Below are 962 nucleotides of genomic sequence, written 5' to 3'. Positions count from 1 at the left end.
TCAGCAGGAAACTTTAATTGTGCTAATCCTCAAATTAACAAGCTACACCAACTGAGTTATTGGACTTTAATTAGTAACCTGCACAGTATTCCCACCGATTGTCCAGCTCGTGAAAAATGCGGTTGGCTAGGTGATGCACATGCAATGGCACAAAGTACTATCTATAACATGGATATGGAGAATTTTTGGTTAAAGTTTATGGATGATATTCACTCAACTGCAAAGCCAACACTCAATACTATTAGATACACAGGCTTAAAGGAGCCAAGAATTGAGAAATATTTAAAGCCTGCTGGTATACCTACAATGGTAGCCCCTGGTAAACGTTTTATCGGCGCTGCCTCGCCAGATTGGGGTACTGCCATTGTGCAACTACCTTGGTTTTTGTATAAATATTATGGTAATACTGATGCATTGAAAAAGTTTTATCCAGATATGAAACAATGGGTAAATTTTGTAGGGGGGCTTGCTAAAAATCATATTGTATATATAGGTTTAGGCGATTGGTGCCCACCTGGAACAATTGATTCTATAGACTGCCCGGTGCCATTGAGTTCTACGGCATTTCACTACAATGATTTAATGATATTAAAGCAAGCTGCGGCTGCACTTGGTAACACTCTAGATAGTCAAGCATTTAGCGATTCTGCTCAATTAATTCGTAATGCATTTATTGCTAAATATTACAACCCCACCACACATTCATTTGGAAGCCACACAGCTAATGCAATGGCATTGGATTTTGGTTTAGTGCCTGTGGGTGATGAAGCATTAGTAGCTAATGCAATTGTAATTAGTAGTAAAGAAAATGCACATGATTTTATGTATGCAGGCATATTTGGCTTGCAACGTTTATTCGATCAATTAAGCAAGCACCAAAACGAACAAGCAGCTTTTAATATGCTAGATAAAAAAGGCGATAATAGCTTTGAATTAATGTGGAAGAAATACGATGCTACCAC

At 38.0% G+C, this 962-nt stretch carries 1 protein-coding gene; it reads left to right on the top strand.

Going from position 1 to position 962, the window contains the following annotated elements; all coding sequences use genetic code 11:
- A partial coding sequence (locus tag ACT9TX_RS18370; RefSeq protein WP_481340563.1) for an alpha-L-rhamnosidase-related protein occupies positions 1 to 962 on the top strand: 962 nt, incomplete at both ends.

The organism is Parasediminibacterium sp. HNIBRBA5674 (genome assembly GCF_056745525.1).
This window is presented reverse-complemented; position numbering and strand designations above follow the sequence as displayed.